We start from the raw sequence: 26,951 nt of genomic DNA on the forward strand, positions 1-26,951 counted from the left end.
ACCGCCGATGTCGTTCCTGCTTGAGCTCGTCGCCTTCCTGCGCGCCCGCAAGAAATACTGGTTGTTGCCCATTCTGGTGATGATGGTGCTGTTCGGCGGCCTGATCGTGCTGAGCCAGGGCTCGGCCGTCGCCCCCTTCATCTATACCCTGTTCTAATCGGCGGGAGCCGCGACGGTGAAGATTCTTGGCCTTTCCGCCCTTTATCACGACAGCGCCGCGGCGCTGATCGACGACGGGATCATCGTCGCGGCCGCCCAGGAAGAGCGGTTCACGCGCAAGAAGCACGATTCGGCCTTCCCCGAGAACGCCATCCGCTATTGCCTGGAACAGGCCGGATGCACCTTGGCCGATGTCGATTACGTGGTGTTCTACGACAAGCCGTTCCTCAAGTTCGAACGCTTGCTGGAAACCTACATGTCGTTCGCCCCCAGGGGTTTCAGCTCGTTCAAGACCGCCATGCCGGTGTGGCTGAAGGAAAAGCTGTTCCAGAAGGACTTGCTGCGCAAGGAGTTCAAGAAGTTCGCCACGGACTTCGACTGGATGAACAAGCTGCTGTTCGCCGAACACCATCTGAGCCACGCCGCCAGCGCCTTTTTCCCGAGCCCGTTCGAGTACGCCGCCGTCCTGACCATGGACGGCGTCGGCGAATGGACCACCACCTCGTTGGCCATGGGCTCTGGCAACAAGCTTGAGATCCACAAGGAACTGCATTTTCCGCACTCGCTGGGCCTTCTGTATTCGGCGTTCACCTATTATACGGGCTTCAAGGTCAATTCCGGCGAATACAAGGTCATGGGGCTGGCGCCCTATGGCGAGCCGAAATACACCCAGCTGATCCTGGACAAGGTCGTCGACGTCAAGGACGACGGCAGCTTCTGGCTGGACCAGTCGTATTTCGACTATTGCACCGGCCTGACCATGACCAACCAGCGTTTCGCCGACCTGTTCGGCCAGCCGGTGCGTCGGGCCGACAAGGACCCGCTGACCCAGTTCCACATGGACATCGCCGCCTCGGTGCAGGCGGTGACCGAGCATGTGGTGCTGAAGCTGGCGCGCGGCATCAAAAAGGAAACGGGGGCCAAGAACCTGTGTCTGGCCGGTGGCGTGGCGCTGAACTGCGTCGCCAACGGCAAGATCCTGCGCGAGAACATCTTCGACAACATCTGGATCCAGCCGGCGGCCGGCGACGCCGGCGGCGCGCTGGGCGCCGCCTTGGCCGGTTACCACATCCACAAGGGCCTGCCCCGCGTCGTGGCCGGCGGCGGCAAGGACGCCATGAAGGGCTCCTATCTCGGTCCGGCGTGGGAACAATCCGACATCGAACGCCGTCTGACCGAAGCGGGCGCCAAGTTCACCGTGCTCGGCGACGACGAGCTGATCGAACAGACCGCCCAGGCTCTGGCCGACGAAAAGGCGGTGGGCTGGATGCAGGGCCGCATGGAATTCGGCCCGCGCGCGCTCGGCGGCCGGTCCATCCTGGGCGACCCCCGGTCGCCGACCATGCAAAAGGTGCTGAACCTCAAGGTCAAGTACCGCGAAAGCTTCCGCCCGTTCGCGCCGAGCGTGCTGCGCGAGGATGTGGCCGATTGGTTCGAACTGGACGGCGACAGCCCTTACATGCTGTTGGTGGCGCCGGTGGCGGAACAGCATCGCCGCGCCATGACCGAGGACGAACAAAAGCTGTTCGGCATCGAGAAGCTCAACGTGCCGCGCTCGTCCATCCCGGCGATCACCCATGTCGATTACTCGGCCCGCATCCAGACGGTGCACGCCGACACCAACCCGCGCTACCACGCGCTGATTTCGGCGTTCAAGGGCAAGACCGGCTGTCCGGTGGTGGTCAACACCAGCTTCAACGTACGCGGTGAACCGATCGTGTGCACCCCCGAAGACGCCTTCCGCTGCTTCATGGGCAGCGAGATCGAGGTGCTGACCGTGGGCAATTGCTTCCTCAAGAAGGAAGACCAGGACGAAAGCCTCAAGCTCGACTACAAGAACGCCTTCGAACTGGACTAGAGTCGTGCGCCACCGGTCGACCGTCCTACAGCGTCACCCCAAACTGGTCATCGCCATGATCGTGGGGGGCGCGCTGACGGTGCTGTTGGGCATCACCGAGGCCGTCCTACAGCGATTGTATGTCGCCCGCGGCGAGGGTTTCCTGGGCCAGCACGAACGTTACGTGCAATTGCGCGAGAACACGCCCAGCACCCGGATGGCCAACTACCAAACGGTCGAGGGAGAGCGGCGCGAATTCGTCCTGCACACCGACGCCAGCGGCTACATCATGCCCAGCGACGTCCACACGGCGCCGGACGTCAAGATCGTCTTTCTCGGCGGTTCGACCACCGAATGCCTGTTGGTGTCCGAAGAGGCCCGCTTTCCCGCCCGCACGGGGCGTCTACTGGAACAGGGCACCGGCCTCAAGGTCAACACCTACAATGCCGGCCGCAGCGCCAGCAACAGCCTTCATAGTCTGAACGTCCTGCTCAACAAGGCCGCCGGCATGAAGCCGCATTTGGCGGTGATGATGCACAACGTCAACGACCTCGGCTTCCTGATGGCCAACGGCAGCTATTGGTCGGAAACCGCCCCCGAGCACATCCGCATCATCCGCAAGTTCGAGGCCAACGCCAGCGGGCAGGAAACACTCGGGTCGCTGGCCAGACGGCTGAAGAACAGCCTTATTCCCTATACCTGGCTCGCCGTGCGCTCGGCCATGGCCCGTGTCGAACGCGACTTCGCCCCGGCAACGCTTCTGTCCGAAGGGGAGACGCAGGACCTCGATATTCCCGAACAGGTGCGTGCCGACCAACTCGCACCCCAGGAGCTGTCCATCGTGGCGGACTTCGCCAGGGCTCAGCGGACCTTCGTCAGCCTGACGCGCGCCTTGGGAATTCGCCCTGTGCTGATGACGCAGGCCCGCGCCGACGTCATTCCCGCCAACGCCAATCGCGCCGACATGGCGCTGTTGACCCGGCATGCGGTACTCCATGCCTATCTCAACCAAGTCATTCGCGACGTTGGTGCCGAAACCGGGGTGAGGGTGATCGACCTCGAACGCTTCGTCAAAAAGCATCCTGATCGGCGCCGCTTCTTCTATGATTCGGTGCATTATGGCGACGTCGGTTCGCTTGCGGTCGCCGATCTGATTACCAACGATCTGGCGGCCGAGATCGCCGAGATGCGGACGTCCCGGACGCAGTGACGGCATCGGCCTTGGTGGTGCCATGGTGCTGTCAGGCATCCCGACCGCGCGGCTCAGCCGCCCGTCATTTTCCAGGTCCGAGGGGGACCCCTCCCAACAGCGAACGCACCAGCGGCACCATGTCGCGTAAACGCCGCCCAAGGGTTCTCCAGGCCACGCGACGCCCCACCGACCTGGACAAGGCGAACAGGGCGGCGTCGGCATCGACAACCGCGAATTCGTCGGCCAGCACCCGCCGCAGGTCCGCGACCCGGTCGAGCAATTCCTTCGCCCGGTCGAAATGACCCATGGCCAAGGCGACGGCCAAGGCCCGCAGGCCATCATGTGCCGTCGCGACCGCGTCCGGGTGGCGAAAGAACAACAGGTCGCATTGGCCGGCCTGACCCCGTGAGTAGGCAGGATCGCCGACGGAAGTGTAGGGATGAGGGGCGATCGGCCGCAACCGCCACTGGGCCGGGGTCAGGATCTCCATCAATTCGAAACCCCGTTGGCGCAGCCACGGTTCGATGTCGCACACAAGGGGCTGGTGCTTGCGCGCCGGGACGAAACAAGCCTCAAGCTTGATGGCCTGGGCATGATTGAGAGCCTGCGTCGCTCCCCTCAGGATGTCCAGTTCGGCCCCTTCCACGTCCAGTTTCCAATAGGCGGCCGCCGGCAGGTCGAACCGCCGGACAGCCGTGTCCAGGGTCAAGGTGTCCACCTCGACCGCGCAGACGACCTCGGTCAGGTGTTGCAGACCGAACCGCCGCCCGACCGCCGGATCGTGTTCCAACAAGGAACAACCATTGGGATCGCGTGGAATGTACAGCGGACAACGCCCGTCGGTGGCGCCGACAGCCGCCGGAATCCACCGAACCGACCGCCAGGGGCCGGGATCGTCGCTGAGGGCGGCAAAGGCATCCGGTTCCGGTTCGAAGCCAACGGTGTCCACCGCCCAGGCGATCGGCAGCAATTCCGGGTCGAAGCCACCGCGTGACCCCACGTCCAAGGCCGCCAGCCCGGCTCCGCCGATGGCTGCCGCGAAAGGCGAGGAGCGGAAAAGGGGGGCCAAGCCGGTCACCGTCCGTAATCGTCCTCGATGCGGACGATGTCGTCCTCGCCCACATATTCCCCCGACTGCACCTCGACCAGCCGCAACGGCACCCGTCCGGGATTTTCCAGACGGTGAACCACGCCGGCGGGAATGAACGTGGATTCGTTTTCGCGCAGGACGAAGGATTCGTCGCCCTTGGTGACGATGGCGGTGCCGGTCACCACCACCCAATGTTCGCTGCGGTGCCAATGCTTTTGCAGGCTGAGCTTGGCCCCCGGATCGACCTGGATGTGCTTGACCCGGAACCGTTCGCCATGGTCGGTCGTTTCGAACCATCCCCACGGCCGCCAAGTCCGCGCGCCGTGCTTCGCCTCGCGGCGGGAACGGGCGTTCAGATGGTCCACCACCAGCTTGACGTCCTGGTCGGCGTTGCGATCGGCGACCAGCACGGCGTCGTCGGTGGCGACCACCACCAGATTTTCCACGCCGACGGTGGTCACCAGACGGCCCTCGCTGCGGACATAGCTGTTCACGGTATCCAGGGCGACCACGTCACCCTTCAACACGTTTCCGGCCTCGTCGCGGGTTTCTTCCTGCCACAGCGCCGACCACGAGCCGACGTCGGACCATCCCAGATCGGCGACCGGAATGACGGCGGCGCGGCGGGTGTGTTCCATCACCGCGTAATCGATGGACTGGCCGCGCATGGCGGCGAACACCGGTTCGGAAAGGCGCAGGAAGAACAGGTCGCGCTGTCCCTGGGCCAGTGCCTGACGGCACGATTCCACCATGTCGGGTTCGAAAGCCGCCAATTCGGCCAGGAAACTTTCCGGGGAGAACAGGAAGATGCCGCTGTTCCAGTAATATTCGCCCGAAGCCACATACTCCTCGGCGGTGGCGGCATCGGGTTTCTCGGCGAAGCGATCGACGCGATAGCCCCCACCCAGGGCTTCCCCCCTGCGGATATAGCCGAAACCGGTTCGGGCCTCGGTCGGGGTGATGCCGAACGTCACCAGGAAACCGTCGCGGGCCAACGGCAGCGCCAGTTCCACCGCGTCCCGGAACGCCTTGGCGTTGCGGATCATGTGGTCGGACGGCATCACCAGCATCAGCGTGTCGGGCTGGCCGTCCAGGGACAGGGCGGCCACCGCCGCCGCCGGGGCGGTGTTGCGTCCCATGGGCTCGATGATCACGGCCTTGGGGTCGATCCCCACCTGACGCAATTGCTCGGCGACGATGAACCGGTGTTCCTGGTTACAGACGACCACCGGCGGCGTTCCCAGCCGCAGGGCGGTTTCCTGAAGCAACGTCCGTTCCGAACACAATGGCAGCAATTGCTTGGGAAAGGTCTCGCGCGACAGGGGCCACAGCCGGGTGCCGGCGCCGCCGGAAAGAATGACCGGAACCAGTTGCGAGCTATCCATGGTGTTCCCTACCCTCAACGACGGCGGCAATGATTCAAGCGATCCAATGCCGCGACAAGTAAAATCGCCAGCCGGCCCCTGCCGGTTTCGACATCCGGCTGTCTCAGCTTTCGATGGTTCCCGCCTGACGGCCTTGCCGCCGTGCGGCCAGTTCCAGCACAGCCAGCATGCGTTCGGCCTGAACCTCACGCGAATGACTGGGCGCCGAGGCCAGCGACGCGGCGGCAAAGGTCTGACGCGAAGCGTCGTCGCCGGCCAGATGGCGCACCGCCTGGGCCAAGGCGTCGGGCTGTCCCGCCGGCACCCAGGGACCGCACCGGTCGGCGACGACCACCTGGCTGGCCTCGCCCTCGGGGCTGACCAGCAAGATGGGCAACCCCATGCCCTGGGCCTCGAAGATCTTGGACGGGATGACCTCGGAGAAAGCCGGGTCATCCTTGAGATGGACCAGCGCCACGTCGCACAACGACCACACGCGGGGCATCATCTCCTTGGGTTGGGATTCGCCGAATACCACATTGGACAGGCCGCGCCGCGCCGCCTCGTCCATCAGCATCTGCCGCTCGGCGCCCGCACCCACCAACAGAAAACGCAGGCGGTCGTCGTCCCGCAGCCGCTCGGCGGCGTCGAGTACGTTGACCAAACCGTGCGCCATGCCGTGCGTCCCGACATAGCCGACCACGAACTTGCCATCCAGCCCCCAGCGGGCCGACAGCTCGCCGTCACGCGGACGCGGCGCGTAACGCGGCAGGTCGACGCCGTTGATGACCACCGCGATCTTTTCGGGCGGGATGCCGCGTGCCGTCAGGTCGCGCTTGAAGGCGTGGGTCAGGGCGGCCACCGCCTCGGACCGGCGATAGAGAAAAAGCTCCAGCCGTTCCAGCGTCTTGATGACCAGGCTGTCCTTCATGGCGCCCACCGCCAGGATCGAACGCGGCCACAAGTCGCCCAACTCGAACACGAAGGGCAGACGGCGGGTGGCGGCCAGCGCCCAGCCGCCCACGGCGGCGAAGAATTGCGGCGAGGTGGCGACCACCACATCCGGGCGCCGTTGGAACAGTCCCGCCCCATAAGCGGTCACCATGAAGCTGACGAAATCCAGGGTCCGGCGCAGGAATCCCTCGTTGGCCGAGATGTAGGTCTTGACCCGGACCACCCGGATGCCCTCGCGCATCTCGGTCTGATACCAGGCGTTCTTCCAGCCTTCGTGCAACTTTCCTTGGGGAAAGTTGGGTGCACTGGTGATGATCGTCACCTGGTGCCCCCACTTGACCCAGTACAGCGCCCGCTCGAACACACGGGTCGCCGCCGCGTTGGTTTCAGGCGGGAAGTTCTCGGTCAGGAAAAGAATGTGCATGGCGGCATGAACCCAAAAGGCGACATGCCGCCTGTCTTGCCACATTTACCCTCGGCCGTCACCGCCCATCAGCCGCTGACGGCACCGTGCAGCTTCGTCAGGATTTGATAGGCCCAGTACTCGACCAGCCCCCGGCTCAGACCGTGGCGCAGGCGGAACCGGGCGATGGGCCGATAAAGGGTGTTGGCCAGCCGAGCAAATTTGGTGAACAAGGTGCGTCCTTCGGTCACCTTGGCGATCTTGTTGTCGATGAAATACGACGAAATCAGCATCAGGTTGAAGAAACGCTCCTGCTCGGGGCTGTACCACCCCTTGGTCGCTTCGCCCTCGACCTCGATGTTGGCCCATTGCTCCAAGGTGTTGGGCATCTCGTAATTCCATTCCTTTTGCGCGACCTCGTACAATTCGGTGCCGGGCAACGGGCGGAACTTGTTGGGCGGGAAGACGATGCAGTTGGGATGGTCCTCGACCAGCCGCAGCATCAAGTCGCGGGTCATCTTCAACTCGTCCAGGGTTTCGGTGGGAACACCCATCAGGAAGTTGTAGGCGGCGGTGATCTCGGGATGGCGGGCCAGCTTGCGGTTGACCTCGACGATGTCCTGGGCGGTGCAATCCTTGCGGATCAGTTTGAGGATACGATCCGAACCGCTTTCGGCACCGATATGCATGATGTCGGTGCCCGCCGCCGCCAGCTTGTCCAGGAACTCGTCCGACATGCGCTTGATCTCGTTGATGCGCGCGCCGCGGAAACCCAACTTCACCGGCAGGCTCCGCGCCTGGATTTCGTCGATGACCGAACCGACGTGATCCAGTTTCGGGAAACTGTCGTCGTCGATGAAATAGATGTAGTTGGCGCCATATTGTTCGACCACGTGTTGGACATGGTCAACGATGTTGGACGCCGACAGCGGCACCCATTTCTTTCCGGGAATGGTCGAGTATTGCGCCGGAGAGCTGCAAAATGAGCAGCGGTAGGGGCAGCCCATGGCGCTGTACATGGAAAAGATGCGACGATCCTGGTCCACCTGGCCGTAGACGGAGAAGTCCTTGATGAGGTGATAGGGAATGTCGCGCCAATCCAGGAATTCAAAGGCGTCGTCCCCGCCGCCGTTGCGCCGGCTGACGTCGCCGTCACGCCAGGACAGGCCGGGAACCTGAGCCGGCGCCTTGCCCGCCTGAAGGTGGACGCACAATTGGTGAAAGGAGCGGGCCGCATAGCCGCTGAGCACATAATCGGCGCTGTGTTCCTGATCCAGGATGGTTTCCGGGTAAAAGGTGGCGTGCGGTCCGCCCCACACCACCGGCATGTCCTTGTCGATGGACTTGACCAGCCGCCCAATGGCGATGGCATGGGTGATGGGACGCCCCGACATGACGCTGACACCGACACACAAGGTCTCGTCGTCGATCATGGCGCGTAGACGCTGTTGCCAGTTGGGCTCCACCCGGCAGTCAAGCGTCTGGACATCGAAGCCATGTTTGACCAATTCAGATGCCGCATAAAGCAGGCTGAGCGGCATATGCCGGACATAGGCCCCCGAAAACCCCTGTTTCGGATAGACCATGACAACCTTATTGCGCTTCACGGCGTTCACCCCGGCCCGTTGTTAGCTCCTGATCCTGGCAATCTAAGCCGGCTCGGTTTCCCAAAAAATCCAGTTTATTATGTGGTTATGCGGAATTCCGCGGCATCAGCGCAGCGGCGAACGCCGCCGCCAGCCATAAGGTTCCTTGCCACCAACTTTGCCAGACGCCGTAACTGACAAGGATAACAACCAGCGCCGAAACCATCATGGACAGGCCGACCGCTCCCGAAGGAGATGGCTGACGCGAGACCAGCTTGACCAGCGCGACCGAGAACGCCGCCACCAAGGCGGCCCCGACCGCCCCCAGCTCCAGCCACCATTGCAGGGCGCCATTGTGAGGATGCAGGGGCATCAACTGTTCGTGCATCCGCACCCGGTCGCCGCCATCCATCAGATAGATGGGAATGTTGTCGTCGCCGCCGGGAATGGACCGAGCCCCGTCCAACCCCCAGCCGAACACCGGCCGCTCCAACGTCTTGTCGGCACCGAAATGCCAGATGGTCAGACGATGGTGCGCCGAATTGGGAATCAGTCCCTGAGTTTTGTCCATGATCAGCTGAGGATCCGGCAGCAGCGCCCACAACGGCTGCAACGCGATCAGCCCGCACACCACACAGATCACCAGTCCCTGTGCCCATCGTGGACGCCACCGATACAGGGCGAAAACCGCAAGACCCGCCGGAAGCGCCAGCTTCGACGCCAGGGATGTCCCCGTGTAGATCGCCACGACGAAGACCAGCAAAAGCCCCAGGGCCATCCGAAGCCGCCGTTCCATCCACAAATAGGCGCATGTCGGAAACAAAAACACCGTCATCACCGTCTCGGCGCGTTGCAGCGAACTGCGCACGATATTGGCGTCCAGAGGCTTGCCCTGATGGAACAGGCCGCGCAGGCCGGGCGTGAGCTTTTCGAGCAACAGACATCCCAGCCCAAGAGTCATGCCAACAACCAAGGCAAAGCCGACCCGGCGTCGGCCGTCTTCGTCCAGCCGGCGCGCCTGAACGATCAAACCGGCCCCGCAGGTGAAGGTCAGCATCAACACGGCGGCCGTCCGCAGGGTCTGAAGCGGGTCCACCGCCCACAGCGCCGACACCGCGCCGAAAAGACAAAAAGCCCACAAAGGCGCCATGACCGCAGGCGAGAACTCCCGCCAGGGGCGCGACGGCAACGCCACCGCCAATGTCCCCACCAGGACCACGATGTAAAGCGGCGCCATTCCCAGCGCCGCATAAATTGAAAGCGTCGGCGCCAGGAACGCGGCCAGCCCCAGCGGGTGGCTTTCGTTCCAACACAGCTTGCGGGCTTTCACCGTTGCAAGGTTCACAGGACGCTCTCCATGATGGCGACGATGCGGTCAGAAGCGTGACCATCCCAATATTCGGGGATCTTGCCGGCCTTGCCGCCATTGTCGAGAACCTCGAACGCCGCCGCCAGGATGCGGGCGGGATCACGACCCACCAGGGTATTGGTGCCTTGGTCGATGGTGATCGGACGCTCGGTATTGTCACGCAATGTCAGGCATGGCACGCCCAAGGCCGTGGTTTCTTCCTGAATGCCGCCCGAATCGGTCAGGACCAGGGCGGCCTTGGACATCAGGCCAAGAATCGGCAGGTATCCCACCGGCCCCAGCGGCAGAACCGGCCATTGCAGGCGGTGGGAAAGCTCGGCCGCCTCGACGCGGGCACGGGTCCGCGGATGCAGGGGGAACACCACCGGCAGCCGCTCGCCGATGCGGGCCAGGCAATCCAACAGCCGTTCCAGCACCATGGGATCATCGACGTTGGACGGCCGGTGCAAGGTGGCCAGGGCGAAGCGTTCGGGGATCGTGTGGCCGCAGGCGGCAATGGTCTGGGCGGCGGGAACGGCGCGTTCGAGGTTACGGCGCAACGAATCGATCATGACGTTGCCGACGAAATGCACTTTCGAACCGTCGACGCCTTCACGGGCAAGGTTGCCGGCCGCCTGACGCTCGGTGGTGAACAAAAGGTCGGAAATCTGGTCGGTCAGCACCCGGTTGATCTCTTCCGGCATGGTACGGTCATAGGACCGCAATCCCGCCTCGACATGAATCACCGGCACCCCCAGCTTGGCCGCCACCAAGGCACAGGCGATGGTCGAATTGACGTCGCCCACCACCAGCACCACCGGACGATGGGCGGCCATGAGCACCGGCTCGAAGCGCTTCATCACCTCGGCGGTCTGCACCGCATGGCTGGCGGAACCGACCTCGAGATTGACGTCGGGACGCGGCAGGCCAAGGTCGGCGAAAAACGCGTCGTTCATTTCCGGGTCGTAATGCTGGCCGGTGTGGACCAGACGTGGACGAAAGCGGGAACTGGCCGTCAAGCTGGCGTGGATCGGCGCGATCTTCATGTAGTTGGGTCGTGCTCCGACGACGCAGAGGACATCCCTGGTTTCTTTCATGACGGCCTTACCTTGTTCACCCAACCGGCGGCAACGACGTATAGCCCATAAGAAGGCCCCGCTCCTAGTGCTCTGACGCATTCATATGCGTCGGAGCACTAGGCTTGCCTTTGGCGGCTGCGCCTCCGGCGCAAGCCAAGCTCAAGTGCCGCTCGGGCTTGGTGCATTGAGCCATCTGAATGTTTCAATGCACTAGCGAAAGGCGGCAGCCATCGCCGCCAAGCCGCTATCCACGGAATTCGGCGGCTCCCACGACAACGCCTGCCGGGTGGCCGCGTCGTCGACGGTCAGTGATCCCAGCAAACGTTCGGCCATGGCCTGGCGGCCAACCATGCGCGCCGCCAGCCGCAACGCCGACGGCGGCACCGGCAACAGCACCGCCCGCCGCCCCATGGCGGCGGCAAGGCGGCGCAGCAATTGCGGCGTCGACAGATCCTCGGCATCGCGAACCAGGAACGTCGCTCCGGCGGCGGCGGGGTGATCCAGGCACACACGGATCAGATCGGCCAGATTGTCGGCCCCTACCAGGCTGCGCCGGTTGTCGACCCACGCCAGGGGCAGCGGAATTCCTTTGGACAGCACCCGCATCAGCGTCGCCAGATTGCCTTTGGCACCAGCCCCGTGCACCAGGGGAGGACGAATGACGGTGGTTTCCATGCCGACACGGGCCGCGGCGGCGGACAAGGCCTGTTCCGCCTCGAACTTGGCGACACCATAGGGATCAACCGGCGCCGGTGCGTCGATAGCGCGCAACAGGCCGCTTTCTCCCTGGGCCTTGATCGAGCTGACGAAGATGAAACGCCGCACGCCGACCGCCGCCGCCTGCTCCGCCAGCCGGGCGGTACCATCGCGGTTGACCCGGCGGAACACCGCCAGCGGGTCGGCCTCGGTCTCGTGCATGACGTGGGCACGGGCCGCCAGATGCACCACCGCCTCGCAGCCCGTCAACGCCACCGACCAATCGGCGTCGGCCGACAAATCCGCCGCCGCCACCGGGCGCACCCCGGCGGCCAAGTCCACCGGCCGGCGAACCGCCCCCAGAACCTCGTGCCCCGCCGCGGCCAAGGCCCGGCAGACCGGCCCCCCCAGGAAACCGCTGGCTCCCGTCACCAGAACCTTCATTTCGCCGCTCCCCGCGACCAGTGCCGCAACACAGCCAACAGACCGGCGGTAACCACCACACCCCCGGCCAGCCCCGCCCCTTCGAACCCGGCGGCGGCGGCGGCGGCGCATCCCACCAGCAACAGGTTGCCGGCGGCGATGGCCAAGGCGACCTGATCGTGACGACGCCCCCCCTGGACGGCGCGCTGGTAGAAATGCTTGCGGTGCGCCTGCCACACCTTCTCGCCGTTCAACGCCCGCCGCACCAAGGTAATGGTGGCATCGGCCAGATAATAGGCCGGCAAAATCAACGCCGCCGCCAATTGTCCATGCGCGGCCAGCAGCACCAACAACCCGCCCAGCACGAAACCGAACGGCACCGAACCGGAATCGCCGAGGAACAGTTTGGCCGGGTGCCAGTTGAAACAGAGGAAGCCGACCGCGACCCCCGCCGCGGCACCGCCATAGGGCGCCAGCCCCGGCAGACCGGCAAGGACGGCGACGACCGCCAGCCCCACGCCAAGGGACAGGGTTTCCACGCCGGTGATGCCGTCGATGCCGTCCATGAAGTTATAAAGGTTCACGAACCACAGCCAACCCAGCACGGCCAGGACGCGGTCGGCCCACAACGGCAGGACACCTTGGAAGACCAGCCTGTCTTCCGGCACGCAAAGCACGGCCAAGGCGATCAATGCGGCATGGGCGGCGAAACGCGGCAACACCGGCAAGGTGTGGCGGTCGTCCCACCACGACAACGCCATCAGCGCCAGGGCGCCTCCGCCCAGGGCAATCCCCTCGACCCCGCCGAAGCGCCAGCCCAAGGCCGCGAACAACACCGCCAGAACGGAGGTGGTCGCCAGCCCACCGCCGCGCGGTGTCGGCAATACGTGGCTGGAGCGTTCGTTGGGGTGGTCAAGGATCTGTCGGCGACGCAGATAGGCCAGAACCTTGCGCGTCGCCACCACGGTCAGGCCAGCGGCGGCCACCGCCAGCGCCGCCGCCGTCTGCATGGCCAGGACAGGCGAGGAAAAATCCAGCACCGGCCCTAATCCCGGTTCAACATCACCCGCCGCCCATCGCGGAGGGATTCCAGGACGGCGATGGTGGCAAGCGATGTTTCCAGCAATTCCTCCTCGTCCACCGGCGGGCGGCCGCTGGCCACGCCGTTGACGAAGGCTTGCAGTTCGGCGCGGTGCCCCTTGTCCTGGGCCACCGCCTTGGTGGTGCGGGTACGGCCGTTTTCGGTGACCGACAAGGTCAGGAAGTTGTCGATGGTGACCACGGTGCCGCCGGCGAAGCACTCGAAGCGCTCCTTGCTGTAGGCGGAATCACCCTGGGCGGTATAGACCAGCGTCGCCAGCGATCCGTCGGCAAAGCCCAAGGTAACCGTCAGGTCGTCGCAGCCGCCATGGGTCACCGCCGCCGCGTCGGCCAACACCGAGGTGATGGGGCTGCCGGCCAGGAAGCGGGCAAGATCGACGAAGTGGCAGGCTTCGCCCAGAATGCGCCCTCCCCCTTCTTCGGCGGCGTTGAGCCAGCTTTCCGGCGGCAGCGCCCCGGCGTTGACCCTGAGCACCAGGGTCTTGGGGCCGGAATGGCGGGCAAGATGCTGGCGGGCCTGGATCGAGAACGGCGCGAAGCGCCGGTTGAAGCCGACGGTGAAGAAGGCGGTGCCGGCGGCGCGGGCCTCGGCCACCTCGGCCAATTGCGCACGGTCCAGGGCCAGGGGCTTTTCGACGATCACATGTTTGCCGGCCCGCAGCGCGCGGGCGGTGATGTCGGCGTGGCTGGCGTGGCGGGTGGCGACCAGCACGGCGTTGACCGCCGGGTCGGCCAGCACCGCCTCCATGTCGGTGGTGGCGTTGGCGAACCCGAAGGTCTGTTGGCCGTGGTCGGCGGTCTGTCCACGTTGGGTACACAAACTGTGCAACTGGACGCCACTGATACGCTTCAGTTCCGGCAACAGGACGGTGCGGGCGAAGTTGCCGGCGCCGATGACGCCCAGGACGCAGCCGCCCGCCGCCTTGGGCGCGGCAAGAACCGGCCGTGCCGGCGCGGCGGCCCGGTCATAGCGCAACACCACCCCCAGTGACGGCTGGGCGCCGCCGGTGACCAGGGCATAGGCCTGTTCGGCCTGATCGAAGGGGAACCGGTGGGTGATCAGCGCGCCCACATCCAGACGGCGCGGCAGCGACGGACTCATCAGGCGGACGCATTCGCGCAGGTTCTCGGCCTCGGTCCAGCGCACCCAACCCGGCGGATACTTGACGCCGCGGCCTTCGAAATCCTCGTCATAGCGGCCCGGCCCATAGGAGCGCGACACGGTGATGGAGAGTTCCTTCTTCATGAAGGCGGCGTAGGGGAACTCGGTGCCGGTCTTGCCGACCATCACCACGCGGGCGCGGTCACGGGCCAGTTCGGCGGCGGTCTCAAGGGGTTCGGAGGAATCGGTGGCGGCGGCGACCAGGATTGCGTCGCATCCCAAACCGCCGGTCATGGCCATGACCGCTTCGGTCAGGCCGGCATCGCCGATGCGCCATGTCAGCTCCGCCCCCAACCGGCCAGCCAGGGCCAGACGCTCCGGGTTGACGTCAAGCGCCACCACACGCGCGCCGGACAGCCCCAGCAACTGTACCGCCAACTGTCCGACCAGCCCGACCCCCAACACCGCCACCACGTCCCCCAAGGCGGGAGCCAGCGTGCGGACGCCGGCCATGGCGATGGACGCCAACGTGCCGAAGCACGCTTCGTCGTCGGCGACGTCGTCGGGAATGGGCGCGGCCAAATTGCGCGGCACCACGTTCAACTCGGCGTGGTTGGCCAGACCGGCGCCGGCAACGGCCACACGCTGGCCGACACGGAAGGCCCCTTCCAGCCCGGCGCCAACCGCCACCACCTCGCCGGCGGCGGAATATCCCAGCGGCAAGGGTTCGTCGAGCCGGGCCATGACGGCGCGGAAGGTGGACATCACTCCGTCGCGGCGGGCCTTGTCCACCACCTTGCGCACCAGGTCGGGGCGTTCCTTGGCCTTGCCGGCCAAGCTTTTCTTGGCGAAGTCGATGACCATGCGCTCGGTGCCGGCGGAAATCAGCGAGGCGCCGGTCCGCACCAACAGATGACCGGAACGGACTCGGGGTTCGGGAACGTCCCTAAGCGACAATTTGCCCGAGCGGGCGCTTTGGATGACTTGCTTCATGACCTTCCGAACGCAAGGGGCGGCGATTGGCGAAGGAAATACACCCATCCAACCGGACTTGCCAGCGCCGTCGGTTGACAGCCCGCCACCCCGAAGCTATGCCTGAGACCCTTCCACAAGCCGATTCAGCAGGAGTTCATGGCCAAGAAGCGCGTGAACCACGCAACCGCGTTCCCCGTCGCCGCCATGGCGGCATGGCTGTGGGTGACGTTCGCGGCCTGCGCGTTCCTGGCTCAATTCGGTTCCGTGGCCGACCGGGTGGCGGCATTGGTGTTTCGCGGATGACCACCGTCGCCGCGCTGCTTTTTCTGACCGTGTCCGCCATCGGCTGGGGAGGTCTGGCGTTGCGCGCCACCACCGGCGCGGTGCCGCGTGGCCGTCACGAATCGGTCGCGTTCGCCTTCGTCATCGGCCAGGGCGTCCTGGGTTGGCTGACCTTCTGGCCCGCCGTGACGCACATGGCGTCGGCCCCCGTGGCCGCCGGATTGTGCGCCGTGGGATTGTGCGGCCTGCCATGGCTGGCGCGAAACGCCGAACCAAAGCCGGAAACCGTCTCGGGCCGCCCGGACTGGATCTTGCGCGCCATCGTCTTGCTGGCCGGAGTGATCGCCGCCGGCGACGTGCTGGAAGCGCTGGCTCCCCCTGCGGATGCCGACAGCCTGGCCTATCATTTCGTCATCGCCAAGCATCTGGCGGAAACCGGACGGCTGGACTTCGTTCCCCGTGCGGTGGACGGCGCCGTCCCGCCGCTGACCCAACTGGTTTCCGGTCTGGCCTATAGCTTGGGCGGCGAACGGGCCATGACGCTTTGGGCCATGGTGTCGGGCTGGGGACTGGCGCTGGCAGCATACGCCCTGGCCTTGCGGTGGTTGAACCGCCGATGGGCGGCGGCGGCGGCGGTGACGATCCTGTCCATGCCCGCCGTCCTGTTCGGAGCGGGCACCGGACAGGTGGAAGTCCGCAGCGCCGCCTTCGCCACCATCGCCGTGGCCGTGGCGGCCGACGCCCTGACCCGCCGCGACCGGGGAGGCTTCGTGTTGTCCGGCGTGGCCGCCGGCTGCATGATGGCGGCCAAACTGACGGGAATGCTGTTGGTCGCGGCGATCGGGGCCGCGATGTTGACGCGGCCGTACGGCCGGCGTCAGGTCGTCCTGTTCGGCCTGACGGCGATGGCGGTGGGGGCTCCTTATTACGTCTGGTGCTGGCTCAACACCGGCGACCCGGTCTTCCCCATGTTGTGGGGTATGCTGCCCGGCCAGGACCCCACGCTGTGGAACACCGCGCAAGCCGCCTATTTCAAGGCGCGTTTCAACGGCGTGGAGTTGCTGCTGCCGAAGACGGTGGCATGGTGGCTGGCTTATCCGTTGCGGGTCCTGGTGGATTCCCACCCGGTGTTCGAGGCCGGGCGAACCGGCTTCGGTCCCTGGCCGCTGATCGCGGCGGGCTTTGCCCTGTGGGGCGGCTGGCAAGCCCGCCGGACCGTCTGGCGCTCTCCGCTGGCGACATGGCTGATGGTCGCCGCCCTGTTCTACAGCCTGTGGTTCTGGCTGGGGCCGTCCCAACGCATCCGCCACCTGCTTCCGGTCGCGCCGCTGGTGTTCCTGGTCCTGACGATCGCGGCGGAACGGGCCACGCGATGTTCGCCGGCCCGCCTCGCGCTGAAGGCCGGCCTGGTCCTGACGCTGGCGGTGCAATGCGCCGGACAGGGGGTGTTCTCGCTGCAATACATCGAGCATTTGCGCTCGGGCGAAACGCGCGAGGCGTTCCTGGCCCACAACGTCGACAGCTACCAGGCGGCGGCGTGGATCAACCGGCACCTGCCGGCATCGGCCAAGGTCCTGCATGAACGGCGGGAACTGAACTACCTGTTGGAACGGGCGTCCTTTCAGGCCAATCCCGAACAGGAGGGACGCGTCGAGGTGCGCCCGGATAATGACGACCCGGCACTGTTCTGGCGGCAACTCCGCCATCAAGGTGTCGACCACATCTTCCACACCTTGCCCGACGACGGATCACGAACCGGAGTGGGGGGATTGACCATGCAGTTGGAAGCCGCCGGCTGTGCCCGTCAAATTCAGCGCTTCCACCAAAGCCAAAGGGTCGAATCACGGGCGTTGCGCGTGGTCAAACCCATCGACGAGACCAACGTGCTATGGCAACTGACGCCCGCGACCTGCCCGTTCTGAGCCGCGGCGGGAATCAGCGGCCGACGCTGTCCAGCAAGTCGAGGTCGGCGTCGACCATGTCGCGCACCAGGGTATCGAAGGGCACTTGGGGTTCCCATCCCAGCTTGGCCTTGGCTTTCGACGCGTCGCCGATCAGCAGGTCCACCTCGGTCGGGCGGAAATAGCGCGGATCGACCCGCACCAGCGGCCGGCCGGTGGCGATGTCGATGCCTTGTTCGTCCACGCCGCTCCCTTCCCAGCGCAAGGCGATGCCCACATGGGCAAAGGCCTTTTCCGCGAATTCGCGCACGGTGTGGGTTTCTCCGGTGGCCAGCACGTAGTCGTCGGCGTGGTCCTGTTGCAGCATGCGCCACATGCCCTCGACATAGTCGCGGGCGTGCCCCCAATCACGGCTGGCGTCAAGGTTGCCCAGCCACACCGCTTCCTGCGCGCCGGCCTTGATGGCGGCGACGGCCCGGGTGATCTTGCGGGTCACGAAGGTTTCGCCGCGGATCGGGCTTTCGTGATTGAACAAGATGCCGTTGGACGCGTGGATGCCATAGGCTTCGCGGTAGTTCACCGTGATCCAATAGGCATACAGCTTGGCCGCCGCGTAGGGGCTGCGCGGATAAAATGGCGTGGTCTCGTTTTGCGGGATGGCCTGGACCTTCCCGTAAAGCTCGGAGGTGGACGCCTGATAGAAGCGGGTGCGCTTCTCCAGGCCAAGGATGCGGATCGCCTCGAGCAGGCGCAACGTGCCGACCGCGTCGGAATTGGCGGTGTATTCCGGCGTCTCGAAGCTGACCTGGACGTGGCTTTGCGCCGCGAGATTGTAGATCTCGTCCGGCTGCGTCTCCTGCACGATGCGGATCAGGTTGGTGGAATCCGTCATGTCGCCGTAATGCAGGAACATGCGCACGTCGCGTTCGTGCGGATCCTTGTACAGGTGGTCGATGCGGCCGGTGTTGAACGACGACGACCGCCGCTTGATGCCATGCACCACATAACCCTTGGACAGCAGCAACTCGGCCAAATACGCTCCATCCTGGCCGGTGATGCCGGTGATCAAGGCTACGCGCTGAGACATTCAAATCCTCCGGATGCACCATGGACGGGCACGCATGCCCCTCGGGTCCATGGGGCACGCACCATACACTCTGTTGCGCGCCCATGCCACCCGCGATCACGCGCAAATTTCTTGACCCGCTGCGCTGTTTTTGGCTGTTTAGCGTTTCGGTCGCAATGGACAGTGAATTCGATGCTCGATGGCAAACGGGTCTTGGCGGTCATTCCCGCCCGCGGCGGATCCAAAGGCGTCCCCCGGAAGAACCTTCGCCCCCTCTGCGGCCGTCCCCTGATCGGCTGGAGCATCGAAGAAACGGCCAAGTCCCTCCTGATCGACCGGCTGGTGGTCAGCACCGAGGATGAGGAAATCGCCAGAACCGCGCGCGATCTTGGCGCCGAGGTCCCCTTTCTGCGCCCGGCCGAATTCTCGACCGACACCGCCCGCCCCGAGGACGCCATCGTCCACCTGTTGCGCACTCTCGACGACACCTTCGACTATGTGGCCATGCTGCATTCCACGGTGCCGCTGCGCCGGGTCGAGGACGTGGACGGCACCTTGCGCGCCTGCCATGACCGCGGCGCAACCGCGGCGGTCGCGTGCTGCGTTCCCGGCAAGACGCCGTTTTGGATGCTGACCGAGAACGCCGATGGCCGCATGGTGCCGCTGATGGGATGGGATGGCTTCGTCCGGCGGCGCCAGGATCAGCCCAAGGTGCTGATTCCCACCGGCGCCGTCTTCGTGTCGCGGGTCGAGGCTTTCTTGCAAACCGCCAATTTCTACGGCGCCGACACGGTCCCCTATGAGATGCCGGCCGAACGGGCGGTGGACATCGACACGCCCCTGGACTTCCAGATGTGCGAATTCATGATGGCGCGGGGCATGCGCACCGGCCAAGGAGACGAAATGAATGGCTGATTCGGTACGGATCGGCGCGCGCGCCGTCGGCGCGGGACACCCGTGCTACGTTCTCGCCGAAGCGGGAGTGAACCACAACGGCAGTTGGGACCTGGCGGTGGAACTGGTGCGCGCCGCCAAGCGCGCCGGTGCCGACGCGGTCAAGTTCCAGACCTTCCGGGCCAACCGCCTGATCACCGCCAGCGCCCCCAAGGCGGCCTATCAGCTGCGAACCACCGACGGCGGGGAAAGCCAGACCGAGATGTTGCGGAAACTGGAGATGCCCGAGGACTGGCATCCCCGGCTGATCAAGCTGTGCCGCGACGAGGGAATCGAGTTCCTGTCCACGCCCTACAGCTTCGAGGACGTGGATTTGCTTGTCTCCATGGGGGTGGGCGCGCTGAAACTGGCGTCGATCCACTGTGCCGAACCGCCCTTTGTCGCCTATGCCGCCAAGACCGGGTTGCCGCTGATCCTGGCCACCGGCATGGCCACCCTGGCCGAGGTCGACGCCGCCGTGCGTGCCGCCCGCTCGGTCGGCAACGAGCAAGTGGTGTTGCTGCAATGCACCACCGACTATCCCGCCCGTCTGGAGGACGCCAACGCCCGCGCCATCCCGGTCATGCGGCAGGCCTTTCAATTGCCCGTCGGCTATTCCGACCACACCGAAAGCCACATTCCGTGCGTGGCGTCGGTAGCGCTTGGCGCCTGTCTGGTGGAGAAGCACCTGACGCTGGACCGCGCCATGCCGGGCCCCGACCACGCCGCCTCGTTCGATCCCGGCCAGTTCGCCGCCCTGGTCCAGGCCATCCGCGAGACCGAGCGATGCCTGGGCAACGGCATCAAACAACCCTGTGCGGTCGAGGTGCAAAACGCCAAGACCATGCGGCGAAGCCTGGCCGCCCGCCGCGACCTCTTGGCCGGCGACGTGCTGGACGAAGCCGACGTGGCGTTGCTGCGACCCGCCTCGGGACTGCGCCCTTACCTGCTGCCGGAACTGCTGGGCCGCCGGCTGGTTCGCGACGTCCCTGCCGGCACCCCGTTCCGCCTGGGGGATTTCGATGGCGAATGATCCCTGCCGCCTGCGGCTGCTGACCGATGCGGACGCGGGCCCACTGGCCGCCCTGCTGGGCTCACAGCGGCTCGAATATCTCAGGGATTTCTTTCCCTTCGCCTTCGACCTTCCCACCATCCGGGCGCAACTGGCCCAGGCGGCGAAAGATCGGTTCTGGGCGATCGAAGCCGATGGCGCCGTGGTCGGCATGGTCATGCTGCGGGGCATGGACGCGGGCTATGCCCGCCCGAGCTTCGGCATCGTCGTCGCCGAAACCGCGGCCGGGCGCGGCTTCGGCCGTCAGGCGCTGGACTTCGCCATCCGCTGGGCCGAGGAAAACGACATTCCCGGCATTTTCCTGAAGGTGGCGGAGGACAACGCCGCCGCCCGCCGCCTTTACGAGGAGGCGGGATTCCGGTTCGAGGGCGTCTGCCCCGACATCGGTCATCGCATGTACGTTCTGCCGCTGCCGAGGCGTTGATGGCCATCTACGTTTCCACCGGCGCCTTCCGGTCCCGCGACCTCGGCGAGATCGTCGAACTGGCGCTGACCAACCGCATCACCCACCTGGAGCTCAGTTCGGGCGCCGCCCACGAGCCCAGGCTGGACGCATGCATCGAACGATTGCTGGCCAACGGGGTCTCCCTGGCCGTGCACAATTACTTTCCCGCTCCGGCGGAACCATTCGTGCTCAATCTCGGCGCCCTGGACCCATCGGTTCGCGAACGGTCCAAGCGCCATGTCCGCGAATGCATCGACCTGTGCGCCCGGCTGCATCTGCCCTATTACAGCCTGCACGCGGCCTACGGCCTGCCGGTGCGGGCCCAGGACCTCGGCAACCCACAGGCCCAGGTAGCGCTCGCCGAGCGCGACGGCCTGCCCGCGCGCGACGAGGTCTATGGGGTGTTCGTCGACGCGGTGCGCGAAATGGCCGCCTATGGCAGCGCCCGCGACGTGGACCTTCTGATCGAAAACAACGCCCTTTCGGTCCCCTATATGGAGGCGCGGAAGGCCGACCCCTTCTTGCTGACCACGGCCGAGGAAAGCGAGCGTTTCATCGCGGATGCGGCCTCGCCGCATGTCGGCTTGCTGGTGGACGTCGCCCACGCCCGGGTTTCCTCGGCCGCGTTGGGACGCGACGCCGAGGATTTCCTGCGCCGGACACTGCCGTTGGCCCGTTGCGTCCATCTCTCGGACAACGACGGCCGCGAGGACCAGAACCTGCCGTTCCGCGAGGATTCGTGGTTCTGGCCGCTGCTCAAACCCCATGCCGACCGGCTCGACTTCGTCATCGAGGTCTACAATCTGGCGCCCGAAACCATCCGGCAGCAATTGGAGCTGGCCCGGACCCTTCTGTATTCATGAAAGAACGCAAAATGGCTAATGCTCGCCTTGAAAACATGGTGGCGCCCACCGACGCGACCTTGAAGCAGGTCATGAACCTGATGAGCGCCAACACCATCGGCGTGGTCTTCATCTGCGATTCCGACGGCATCCTGCGCGGCGTGATCACCGATGGCGACATCCGCCGTGCGTTTCTGACGGGCGCCACCGTGGAACAGCCGTGCCAGCCCTATCTCCGCCCCAGCTACACCGCCGGCCGCGTCGGCGTCCCGCGCAACGAGAACCTGGCCCTGATGTCGCGCCGCATCCTCCACCTGCCGCTGGTGGACGCAGACGGCCGACTGGTGGATTACCTGTCCTGGAAGGACATGTGGCATGTGCCGCTGGTCAGCCCGTCGCTGTCCGGCAACGAGCTGCGATACGTGGAGGAATGCATCAGCACCGGCTGGATTTCCTCGCAAGGCCCCTTCATCCAGCGTTTCGAAGCCATGGCCCGCGACTTTCTTGGCACGGGATTCGCCCTGTCCACCGCCAACGGCACGCTGTCCCTGCAACTGGCCATCCAGGCACTGGACATCGGCCCCGGTGACGAGGTGATCGTCCCCAACTTCACCTTCGGCGCCTCGGCCAACGCGGTGATGCAACGCGGCGCCACGCCCGTTTTCGCCGACATCGACCCGGCAAGCTGGACCTTGTCCCCCGAATCCGTCGCCGCGCTGGTCGGGCCGCGCACCAAGGCGATCATGCCGGTCCACATCTATGGCCAGGCTTGCGACATGGACCCGATCATGGACATCGCCCGCAGCCACGGCCTCAAGGTGATCGAGGATTGCGCCGAGGCCCTGGGCGCCGAATACAAGGGGCGCCGCGTCGGCTCGATCGGCGACGTCGGCTGCTTCAGCTTCTTCGCCAACAAGATCATCACCACCGGGGAGGGCGGACTGGTCACCGTCAACGATCCCCAGCTATACGAACGCCTGAAGATGCTTCGCGACCATGGCGTCAAGCCGGAACGCCGCTATTGGCACCTGGAGCCCGGAACCAACTGCCGCATGACCAACCTGCAAGCGGCGCTCGGCGTAGCCCAGATGGAGCGCGTCGACGAGTTCCTGGCGTTGCGCGACCGGCTCGCCGAACGCTATGACGCCGAACTGGCCGGCATTCGCGGCATCGTGCCCCACCGTGCCGCCAATTGGGGGCGCAAGGTGTGTTGGCTTTATTCGGTGGTGGTGGAGCCCGAGTCCTTCGGCATGGACCGGGACAGCCTGTTGGCGGCGCTGCGCGAATTGGGCGTCGAGGCCCGCCCGGTGTTTCCCGCCCTCGACGACCAGCCGGCCTTTGTCGGCTCGCGCGCAGGCGACGTCGAGGCCAGCCGCTCCCTTGCCGTCAACGGCTTGTCCCTGCCCACCGGCAACGAAATGTCGGTGATCGAGGTCGTCCGGGTGGTGGAAGCCCTGCGCATTCTTGGCCGGACCGAATGAGGCAGCCATGACCGCGAACAAGCAAAGACCCGTCGCCGTGGCGTTGTGCATCGCATGGCTGTTCGTGGTGACGGTGTCCTACTTCACCTACAACGCCGACTATTATCGAGAGAAGACCCGCACCTTCTCTGACTTCATCGCAAGGCGTCTCGGATGACCACCCTGTTCCTGTCCCTGTTCGCGCTGGTCACCATCGGGGCGGGAACCAGCCTGCTTGCCGGGCTGGGCGCCGCACGGCACTTCGCCACGGATGCGCGGTTGGCCGTCGCTTTCGGCCTGGGGTGTCTGCTGCTCTACGTCGCCGTCGCCACGGTCGGCCCCTTTCGCCTGGACGTGGCCAGCGTCGGCGCCATCGCCGCCGCCATGGCCGCCATGGCCGTTCCCGCATGGATCGGCTGGTTCCGTCACCTGTGCCGCCTGGACCTGCGGGCGTCCGTGCAAGACGGTCTTGCCTGGTGCCGCGCCAACCCGGCCGTCGCCGGCCTGATGGCGGTCATCTCGCTCAGCCTGCTGTCGCTGGTGGTCCAGGGGATGGCCCCGCCCAACGACTACGACAGCCTGATGTACCACATCGCCATTCCCCGCCGGGACCTGGAACAGGGATACATCGGACCGAACTGGGAACAGAGCCTGTTCTCGTTCTTCCCGGCCCTGGCCGAGCATATGTATCGGGTGGCCCTGGTCCTGTCCGGCGAAGCGGCGGCACAGTCCATCACCGCCCTGTTCGGAATTGCCCTGGCGCTGGGCACCCATGCCCTGGCCCGGCAGCTTGGCCTTGGCCCGGTGACAAGCGCGCTTGCGGTGCTGATGGCCATTTCGGTGCGTGCCACCGTCTGGGAACTGGCGACCTGCGAGGTCGAGGCGGTCCTGGGCTGCTATGTCGTGCTGCTGCTGCTGGCCTATCTGCGGTGGCGCGAGGAGAAAAGCCTCGGGTTGATGCTTCTGCTGGGCCTTCTGGCCGCCGCCGGGGTGGCGACCAAGTACCATGGCCTGACCGTCGCCCTGGGCCTGGCGCCGTTGGTCCTGTGGGAAAGCGTCCGCCGTCCCCGTCTGCTGGCGCAGGTTCTGGCCGGCGCGGCGGTGGCGCTGGGCGTTCTGGCGCCACATCTGATCCGCGACTTCATCTATACCGGCAACCCGATCTTTCCGGTGATGAACCATCTGTTCGATCCCGACGGGCCGGACTTCTATCGTTATTTCGGCAGCGAGTTCGGACGGCCACGCGGGGTGCTCAACCTGCTGCGGGTCTATTGGGACGCTTCGGTGCTTCCCACCTATTATTTCGACGGTGCCATGCTGGGGACGCCCTACCTGCTGGCGTTCGCGCCCATGGCCGTGCTGGCGCGCCTGCGCTCGACGCTGCCGCTGGTCCTGGTGATCGTCGTCTACACGCTTGTCTGGTACACGACCATGTCCCAGCAAGTCCGCTTCCTGCTCCCCATCACACCACTGTTCGCGGTGTTCGCCGCCGCCGGCGCCGGCTGGCTGTGGGACAACAGCCGATGGATGGCGCGCATAGCGGTGGTCATCGGCGCCGGCGCCCTTGCCCTTGCCCAAGCGGGATTCGTCGGCATCTATTCGGCACTGCGCCTGCCGCCGGCGCTGGGACTGGTCGACCGGGCGAGCTATCTCGCCGGCACCCCGACCATGGACGGCAACTTCTATCTCAGCTGCCACTGGATCGAACAACGGCTGGGGGCGGACGAGCGCATCCTCAGCCTGCTCATTCCGCACTCCTATTATTGTCCTCAGTCGCGCGCAATCATTTCGCCAGCCCTGCCCGGAGAGGAGGCGTATTGGCTGCGGGGCGAAGAACTGCCGCCGTTGGACGCCCGTCAACTGGCCCAGGCGCTGCGCGAACATGCCGTGCGCTACGTGATCGTCGAAAGATCGCGTGAGTTGCGCAGCGGCCCGGCCAGCGCCCCCCGGATCGTCATCCGCGACCTCAGCACGGACCGCATCGGGCGGCTGCTCTCTCCCGTCCTTGCCCAACTGGACCCCAAATATGTCGATTCACAATCGGCGGTTTACGACGCTGCCGAGTTGGCGGAAGCTCTCGACCGCTAGGAAAAGGCATTTGAATACAACGCTCAAGGCGTCGGACACTCAAAATTTTCGAAGGCCCCAAAACTATGTTAACCTGAGCACCCTGGCCGGGATAGCGCAAGACCGCGGATAAGTAGATGAAAAAAAGCCACCATATCTACATATTACTTGCGCTTACACTCGCCGTTATCGCCCTCTACATGGCTGTGCGGCCAGATAGGCTTGACCCATCCGCCGCTTTTGTTTCCGCACTTTCTTTTATTATTGGAATTATTCCCGGATATTTCCTTATCTTTTCGCCGGACAAAGCCCGGCCCATGCCTTTGTTGCCGGCGATTGGCTTCTTTCATGCGATCATGTTGGGGCTGTCGCCACTGCTCATCAGTGGGCGCTGGGCTGAAGACGACCTTCTGGTTCGCGTGCCGCGTTTCGGCGTTGAACCGGCCCTGGTCCTGTTCGCGGGGCTTGCCCTGATGTTGGGATGCGCCTGGCTGGGGCGAACCTACCTCTTTTCCAGATTGAAGACGCCTTTGGGGCAGCGGGAGCATTCAAACGGAACCGCACGTCTGCTGCTTTGGGGCCTGCTTGCCATCCACATGGCGTTCTACGCCTTGCCGTGGGCAAACACGGTTCCCTCGCTCAGTCCGTTCGTCAGAAGCGCGGGCACCGCCGCGTTTGCCGGATTGTTGCTGATGGGATGGCGGGGGCAAATACCCCGCTGGGAGTTCGGGGCCGTCCTGCTGGTCATCTTGCCCGTCCGCTTGGTGCTGGGTTACCTCACCAGCGCCGTGGGCGAAAGCATCTATCTGTGCGGCGCCTTGCTGTTCGTTCTGTTCCATCTGCGCCCGCGCATGATCTTCGGCCTAGTGGCCGTCGTCTGCACGCTGGCGGTGCTGAGCTATAAGCCGGTGCATATCTATCGCTCGGCCGTGGTCGATCAGGGATACCTGAACGGATCGATCTCCGAGAAACTTGGCGTGCTTGCCGCCGTGATCGTCGATCCGAGCCATTACGGCCACGACGTGAACAAATCCGACTGGGACATCGGACGCCGCCTCGCCCATGCCGAAGTGATGAACACGGTCATGGCGGCCACCCCGGAACAAGTCCCCTACTGGAACGGCAAGACTTACAAACTGCTGTTGTCCAATCTGGTGCCCCGCCTGTTGTGGCCGGACAAGCCGTTGGAGAACCAGGGCAACGAATTCGGCCGCCGTTATGGCTTCGTCAAGGCCGACAATCTGACCACCTCGATGAACCTGCCATGGCTGGTCGAAGCCTTCGTCAATTTCGGTATCCCCGGCGTTCTGGGGATTTCCGCGGCCATCGGGTTGTTGATCGGCCTCGTCGAGGCGCTGTTCAACCGGCCCGGCGCCCCCTGGCAGCTGGCCGTCAGCGCCATCATGCTGTTGCCGTTCATCAACCAAGATTCCAACCTCAGCCTGAGCATCGGCAACCTGCTGACCATCTTCGTCGCCCTGATGATCTATTTCCGGGGCGGTTTCCATGTCGGCGACTTCGCCCGACGTCGCATGGGGTGGACCACCGGCGAGCGTTGATGCCAGCCGGTATTC

Annotated in this window: 23 protein-coding genes; 13 read left to right on the top strand and 10 right to left on the bottom strand. The window is 65.2% G+C overall.

Going from position 1 to position 26,951, the window contains the following annotated elements; all coding sequences use genetic code 11:
- The first annotated feature begins 7 nt into the window (after positions 1-7).
- Genes G4223_RS00170 through G4223_RS00180 form a run of 3 tightly spaced genes read left to right on the top strand, consistent with a single transcriptional unit; the run spans position 8 to position 3,206 of the window.
- Positions 8-157, top strand: coding sequence for a DUF5989 family protein (locus tag G4223_RS00170; RefSeq protein ID WP_163673536.1), 150 nt, complete (start codon positions 8-10; stop codon positions 155-157).
- An 18-nt stretch (positions 158-175) separates the two neighbouring features.
- Positions 176-2,017, top strand: a complete 1,842-nt coding sequence (locus tag G4223_RS20315; protein WP_163673538.1) for a carbamoyltransferase N-terminal domain-containing protein — start codon at positions 176-178, stop codon at positions 2,015-2,017.
- Positions 2,018-2,021: 4 nt separating this feature from the next.
- Entirely contained in the window at positions 2,022-3,206 is a 1,185-nt protein-coding gene (locus tag G4223_RS00180; RefSeq protein ID WP_163673539.1) for a GDSL-type esterase/lipase family protein, read from the top strand.
- Between the two features lie 64 nt (positions 3,207-3,270).
- Here G4223_RS00180 and G4223_RS00185 read toward each other — a convergent pair whose 3' ends face one another.
- The 9 genes from G4223_RS00185 to G4223_RS00225 all read right to left on the bottom strand — a co-directional run bounded on the left by G4223_RS00185 (position 3,271) and on the right by G4223_RS00225 (position 15,327).
- Positions 3,271-4,257 carry an FkbM family methyltransferase gene (locus G4223_RS00185; protein ID WP_163673541.1) on the bottom strand — a complete coding sequence of 329 codons (987 nt, stop codon included), beginning with the start codon at positions 4,255-4,257 and terminating at the stop codon, positions 3,271-3,273.
- A gap of 5 nt (positions 4,258-4,262) precedes the next feature.
- Positions 4,263-5,663, bottom strand: coding sequence for a mannose-1-phosphate guanylyltransferase/mannose-6-phosphate isomerase (locus G4223_RS00190; RefSeq protein WP_163673543.1), 1,401 nt, complete (start codon positions 5,661-5,663; stop codon positions 4,263-4,265).
- A 103-nt stretch (positions 5,664-5,766) separates the two neighbouring features.
- Positions 5,767-7,020 carry a glycosyltransferase family 4 protein gene (locus G4223_RS00195; protein WP_163673545.1) on the bottom strand — a complete coding sequence of 418 codons (1,254 nt, stop codon included), beginning with the start codon at positions 7,018-7,020 and terminating at the stop codon, positions 5,767-5,769.
- Between the two features lie 68 nt (positions 7,021-7,088).
- Entirely contained in the window at positions 7,089-8,606 is a 1,518-nt protein-coding gene (locus tag G4223_RS00200; RefSeq protein WP_163673547.1) for a B12-binding domain-containing radical SAM protein, read from the bottom strand.
- Positions 8,607-8,691: 85 nt separating this feature from the next.
- On the bottom strand, positions 8,692-9,930 hold the full coding sequence (locus tag G4223_RS20320) for an O-antigen ligase family protein (protein ID WP_163673548.1): 1,239 nt from the start codon (positions 9,928-9,930) through the stop codon (positions 8,692-8,694).
- A complete protein-coding gene (gene wecB / locus G4223_RS00210) occupies positions 9,927-11,030 on the bottom strand; it encodes a non-hydrolyzing UDP-N-acetylglucosamine 2-epimerase (RefSeq protein WP_163673551.1) in 1,104 nt (367 codons plus the stop codon). Before wecB ends, G4223_RS20320 begins: the two co-directional genes overlap by 4 nt.
- A 192-nt stretch (positions 11,031-11,222) precedes the next feature.
- A complete protein-coding gene (locus G4223_RS00215) occupies positions 11,223-12,152 on the bottom strand; it encodes an NAD-dependent epimerase/dehydratase family protein (RefSeq protein WP_163673552.1) in 930 nt (309 codons plus the stop codon).
- Positions 12,149-13,171, bottom strand: a complete 1,023-nt coding sequence (locus tag G4223_RS00220) for an MraY family glycosyltransferase (RefSeq protein WP_338086785.1) — start codon at positions 13,169-13,171, stop codon at positions 12,149-12,151. The genes G4223_RS00215 and G4223_RS00220 overlap by 4 nt, the downstream gene beginning before the upstream one ends.
- 5 nt (positions 13,172-13,176) lie before the next feature.
- The gene (locus tag G4223_RS00225) at positions 13,177-15,327 is read right to left on the bottom strand and encodes a bi-domain-containing oxidoreductase (protein ID WP_163673554.1); all 2,151 of its coding nucleotides are present in this window, start codon (positions 15,325-15,327) and stop codon (positions 13,177-13,179) included.
- Positions 15,328-15,465: 138 nt separating this feature from the next.
- Between G4223_RS00225 and G4223_RS00230 the strand changes: the two genes are divergently transcribed.
- Entirely contained in the window at positions 15,466-15,612 is a 147-nt protein-coding gene (locus tag G4223_RS00230) for a hypothetical protein (RefSeq protein WP_163673556.1), read from the top strand.
- Positions 15,609-17,513: a glycosyltransferase family 39 protein gene (locus tag G4223_RS00235; RefSeq protein WP_163673558.1), complete on the top strand. Its 1,905-nt coding sequence runs from the start codon at positions 15,609-15,611 to the stop codon at positions 17,511-17,513. Before G4223_RS00230 ends, G4223_RS00235 begins: the two co-directional genes overlap by 4 nt.
- A 13-nt stretch (positions 17,514-17,526) precedes the next feature.
- Here the strand turns inward: G4223_RS00235 and gmd are convergent, their stop codons facing one another.
- On the bottom strand, positions 17,527-18,579 hold the full coding sequence (gene gmd / locus G4223_RS00240; RefSeq protein WP_163673561.1) for a GDP-mannose 4,6-dehydratase: 1,053 nt from the start codon (positions 18,577-18,579) through the stop codon (positions 17,527-17,529).
- A gap of 171 nt (positions 18,580-18,750) precedes the next feature.
- Between gmd and G4223_RS00245 the strand changes: the two genes are divergently transcribed.
- The 8 genes from G4223_RS00245 to G4223_RS00280 all read left to right on the top strand — a co-directional run bounded on the left by G4223_RS00245 (position 18,751) and on the right by G4223_RS00280 (position 26,936).
- A complete protein-coding gene (locus G4223_RS00245) occupies positions 18,751-19,473 on the top strand; it encodes an acylneuraminate cytidylyltransferase family protein (RefSeq protein ID WP_163673563.1) in 723 nt (240 codons plus the stop codon).
- Complete coding sequence (locus G4223_RS00250; protein ID WP_163673564.1) at positions 19,466-20,524, top strand: N-acetylneuraminate synthase family protein; 1,059 nt, start codon at positions 19,466-19,468, stop codon at positions 20,522-20,524. The genes G4223_RS00245 and G4223_RS00250 overlap by 8 nt, the downstream gene beginning before the upstream one ends.
- Positions 20,514-20,987, top strand: coding sequence for a GNAT family N-acetyltransferase (locus G4223_RS00255; RefSeq protein WP_163673567.1), 474 nt, complete (start codon positions 20,514-20,516; stop codon positions 20,985-20,987). The genes G4223_RS00250 and G4223_RS00255 overlap by 11 nt, the downstream gene beginning before the upstream one ends.
- Positions 20,987-21,871 carry a sugar phosphate isomerase/epimerase family protein gene (locus tag G4223_RS00260; RefSeq protein ID WP_163673568.1) on the top strand — a complete coding sequence of 295 codons (885 nt, stop codon included), beginning with the start codon at positions 20,987-20,989 and terminating at the stop codon, positions 21,869-21,871. The genes G4223_RS00255 and G4223_RS00260 overlap by 1 nt, the downstream gene beginning before the upstream one ends.
- Positions 21,872-21,882: 11 nt before the next feature.
- Entirely contained in the window at positions 21,883-23,331 is a 1,449-nt protein-coding gene (locus tag G4223_RS00265) for a DegT/DnrJ/EryC1/StrS family aminotransferase (protein ID WP_163673570.1), read from the top strand.
- A 7-nt stretch (positions 23,332-23,338) separates the two neighbouring features.
- Complete coding sequence (locus G4223_RS00270; RefSeq protein ID WP_163673572.1) at positions 23,339-23,488, top strand: hypothetical protein; 150 nt, start codon at positions 23,339-23,341, stop codon at positions 23,486-23,488.
- Positions 23,485-25,398, top strand: coding sequence for a glycosyltransferase family 39 protein (locus tag G4223_RS00275; RefSeq protein WP_163673574.1), 1,914 nt, complete (start codon positions 23,485-23,487; stop codon positions 25,396-25,398). The genes G4223_RS00270 and G4223_RS00275 overlap by 4 nt, the downstream gene beginning before the upstream one ends.
- A gap of 116 nt (positions 25,399-25,514) precedes the next feature.
- On the top strand, positions 25,515-26,936 hold the full coding sequence (locus G4223_RS00280) for a hypothetical protein (protein WP_163673576.1): 1,422 nt from the start codon (positions 25,515-25,517) through the stop codon (positions 26,934-26,936).
- The last annotated feature ends 15 nt before the right edge of the window (positions 26,937-26,951 follow it).

Origin of the sequence: Magnetospirillum aberrantis SpK (genome assembly GCF_011022235.1) — a bacterium.
GTDB lineage: Bacteria > Pseudomonadota > Alphaproteobacteria > Rhodospirillales > Magnetospirillaceae > Magnetospirillum > Magnetospirillum aberrantis.